Here is a 3,385-nt window from a genome sequence, read left to right on the forward strand (position 1 = left end):
CTTGTTTTACAAAGTAGATGAACCTGATGATTTATTAACATTCTCATATTCAATATTTTCAAAAGCTATAGAGAAAGAAACAGGACAAAAATTTACACCAGTTCAAGCAAGCATAAGAAAAAGGATATTAAAAAACAGATATTTTTCATTTTCGGCTCCTACTAGTGCTGGCAAATCATTTCTTTTTCGTGATCTAATTAAGGATCAGGCAAACGACATAGTTATAGTCGTACCTTCCCGAGCTTTAATTGCTGAATACATCTTGGCTATTAGAGAAATAGTTGGTGATAGAAAAGATATTCTAATACTTCAATTCATTGATAATGTTAATAAAAAAAGAACTTCGAGAAAAATATTTGTAGTAACCCCAGAAAGAGCGTCAGATATTTTCAAGTCTCCAGAGCAATATAGTCCTTCCTTATTTTTATTAGATGAAGCTCAAATCTCGGAAGAAAAAATACGAGGGGTGAGCTTCGATGCTTTTGTGAGGAGAGCGGGGAGAATTTTTCCAAATTCAAAAAAAGTTTTTGCTCACCCATTTATAAGCAATCCCGAAGCCCAGTTGAACAAACACAATTATCATGAGAGTGCAGACTCTATGGCCTATCAACAGAATACTGTTGGTAAAATATTTTTGGGGTACGATTGCAAAAAAATATATTCGAGTGTTTTTCTCCATTTGTTGAGAATGGACACTTATTAAAAAACAAAGCCCATTTTGATATCGATATACTTAAAAATAAGCTTTTAGATGGTGGTAGTGCTCTTATTTACATATCGAAGTCTTCCATTTATGACAAAAGCTTCGAGAAGGATTTTGAACGCTATATCGCATTATGTGAGCCAATTACGAACCCTGCAGCTATTGAAATAATTGATGAAATTGAAGAACTGATTGGAGCTAAAGAAAAGGAATCAGAATTAGTACATTTGATGAAGAAAGGTGTGGTAATTCATCATGGTTCTGTTCCGCTAGTGGTTCGATTCCTTATAGAGAAATTTACAAATTCAGGATTTGCTAAAATTTGTTTTGCGACTTCGACTTTAGCTCAAGGTGTGAATATGCCATTTGATATTGTTTGGGTTGAAAATATTCGATTTATTGGAACAAAAGAAGATCAAACACTAGGGCTTAAAAACCTGATTGGACGTGCTGGACGTAGTACGTCTGTTATTAATAACTTTGATTACGGTTACATCATTGTTAAGAATATTAAGGGGTTTATTGATAAATTTAATGGGGAATCTAAATTATCTGGAAAGTCTCAATTAGACGAAGACAATAAAGGAACTCCTGAAGATTTAATTGAGTTTATAGATGCAGTAAAAAATGAAAATGTTAATGACGAATATAATCTGCCTAATTCAAAAACAGAGAGACTTAGTTCAGACGAAGCTAGCTTACTTATAAAAAACATCCTTGATTTTTTGTTTGTTGAAAACCAAATTATGGACGGAAATACTTATCGTGATTTACCAAGGGGAAAGAAAGATAAGCTCAAAAAATCATTAGCGGGAATCTTTGAAATATCATTAGGGCGTGCGCTCTATAGAGGAGAAAAAACGGTTTTATCTGCTTCAGTCACTATTCTGTTATGGCAAATTCAGGGCAAAACTTTTAAGGAGCTTCTAGGTCTGCGTTACAGTTATTTAACTAATCAGGTTAAGCAACGAAAAATCAAGAAGAGGTTCAAGGCTGGTGAGATGACTGAAGCAGAGTGCGATGAATTAATTAAAAATTTACCTATCACATATTCAGTTATACCACACTCGTTACCTAATTCGGATCTGAAGAAATCTCTTCCTTCGAGGTTCAAAGGGAGCAATATGCAAAACTTTAACTATGACTTAGTTGTTTATGATACATATGATTTCTTAGATAAGGTCATCTCTTTCTCTTTAGCTGATATGTATGTAGCTGCTTTTGATCAGTATTTTATTCAAACAAATGATATTAGAGCAAAGTCTATGGTTAATTATTTTCGGTATGGAACCAATGACGAAAAAGAAATATGGTTAATGAGGTATGGTTTCTCAATAGAAGAAGCCGAAGTTATTAAGCCTCATGTATTAGCAATAGATGAGAACGAAATATTATTTGAAAACTCTATTTATAAAGAAGAAAACTCGTCAATCAAAAGTCAGGTTGAACGTTACTTTTAATATGGTCATAAACTTGTTATAGCAGGCGACTGGTTTGGATTCAAGTCTTGCGCTTTGCCGTTTTAGGCAAAAGACAAGACCTTGATTCTTTAACTTGTTAGCTTGCGGCCGTTGCTTTCTCCTTCCTACTTTCAATAAACTTCAATACATCTTTCAACTGGTATTTTGGTGCACCATTACCGTAAAGGCGAACTGGCGGGGCTATCTCTAAAAAGTTTGTGTTTGGTACTATTTTTTGACTGAAATAGGTGCGTCCTATTGAAATTGAAGACATCCAATAGTTATTAAATTATAAGTGAATGATTTTAAATAATTAAACATATGGATGTCCCACCTTTTACAATACTTGACCCTGAATCTTTTCGCTAACCAATAAAATAACTGATTGCATATTCAGTTCACGTTGAATTCCGTGTTTCCACCGTAAGTACGGAACTTTTCCGCCTTTCTACAATAGATAAATCCCATACATTAAATGTGATTATTTAATGAGTATGGTAAAAAAACAAAAAATTATTCTATAGTAAATGTTGGGTGGGCGTCTTTCTTGTGGAAACACGGAAGTTTTCCGTCTAATAAGATGTTATATGCCAGTGTTAAATGTAAGGGATTTATAAATGGATTTTGAAAAACAACCACTAGAAGACCGCTTAAAAGTAGTTGAAAAGAAGATAAAGTACGTTGGACTTATTGATGCACCTGCAATGATTGTGATCGGTTTAGGAATGTTATCTAAATTTGGTCATAACCCTGAATCACTTCACCCTTTATTGGCAGATTCTAATGTAGTAAACGGTGCACTTGCAATAGCAGTACCTTGGGCAATCATTTGTGCTTATAAGTCAGTAAGACTTTCTTTAGAAGTCAATAAATTGAAGAAAAAGTTAAGTATATAGCAAGTCATTTAAAAGGACTAAAAACAGCAGGCTATCTCGCTCCGCTCGTATTTTAGCCCACAATTTTTAGCCTCTTAATGAGGCGTTAAACAAAAATGCCCACAATTAACAATAATGAATTTGAGGACATCCAATAGTTGTTAAATCATAGGGAGTGATTTTAAAAAACTCAGTATATGGATGTCCCATCTTTAAGTTAGATTGTGTTTGCAAAAGACAAGATCTGATCCTTTAAACTTATGTTAGCGCTTTTTTATCATAGTAACAGAACATAAAGAAATGGGACAAGAATCATTCGTCAAGTTAAGCAAACGTCATTGAGGAGT

General features: G+C 33.7%; 3 protein-coding genes. All 3 read left to right on the forward strand.

What is annotated here, in order from left to right; translation table 11 throughout:
• A partial coding sequence (locus AC4GME_RS15290) for a DEAD/DEAH box helicase (RefSeq protein WP_490379696.1) occupies nt 1-703 on the forward strand: 703 nt, incomplete at its 5' end.
• Nucleotides 646-2,163: a hypothetical protein gene (locus AC4GME_RS15295; protein ID WP_490378415.1), complete on the forward strand. Its 1,518-nt coding sequence runs from the start codon at nt 646-648 to the stop codon at nt 2,161-2,163. The genes AC4GME_RS15290 and AC4GME_RS15295, both read left to right, overlap by 58 nt.
• 617 nt (nt 2,164-2,780) lie before the next feature.
• A complete protein-coding gene (locus AC4GME_RS15300; protein WP_490378720.1) occupies nt 2,781-3,059 on the forward strand; it encodes a hypothetical protein in 279 nt (92 codons plus the stop codon).
• Nucleotides 3,060-3,385: the final 326 nt, after the last annotated feature.

The organism is Psychromonas sp. (genome assembly GCF_983033635.1).

Coding starts and splice junctions, on each gene's coding strand:
- AC4GME_RS15300 (WP_490378720.1), top strand. CDS start 2,781: ATGGATTTTGAAAAACAACCACTAGAAGACCGCTTAAAAGTAGTTGAA.